Source organism: Novosphingobium sp. B-7 (assembly GCF_000410615.1).
Lineage (GTDB): Bacteria > Pseudomonadota > Alphaproteobacteria > Sphingomonadales > Sphingomonadaceae > Novosphingobium > Novosphingobium capsulatum.
Genome location: NZ_APCQ01000336.1, coordinates 1 through 218 on the forward strand (window position 1 = coordinate 1; position 218 = coordinate 218).

The 218-nt window shown below is 53.2% G+C and carries 1 rRNA gene; it reads left to right on the top strand.

Features of this window, described 5'->3' with window-relative positions:
* Window positions 1–218: ribosomal RNA gene (locus tag H926_RS0104575) — 16S ribosomal RNA — on the top strand; the annotation flags it as partial.

Below are 218 nucleotides of genomic sequence, written 5' to 3' on the forward strand. Positions count from 1 at the left end.
GCCAGCAGCCGCGGTAATACGTAGGTGGCAAGCGTTATCCGGAATTATTGGGCGTAAAGCGCGCGCAGGTGGTTTCTTAAGTCTGATGTGAAAGCCCACGGCTCAACCGTGGAGGGTCATTGGAAACTGGGAGACTTGAGTGCAGAAGAGGAAAGTGGAATTCCATGTGTAGCGGTGAAATGCGTAGAGATATGGAGGAACACCAGTGGCGAAGGCGA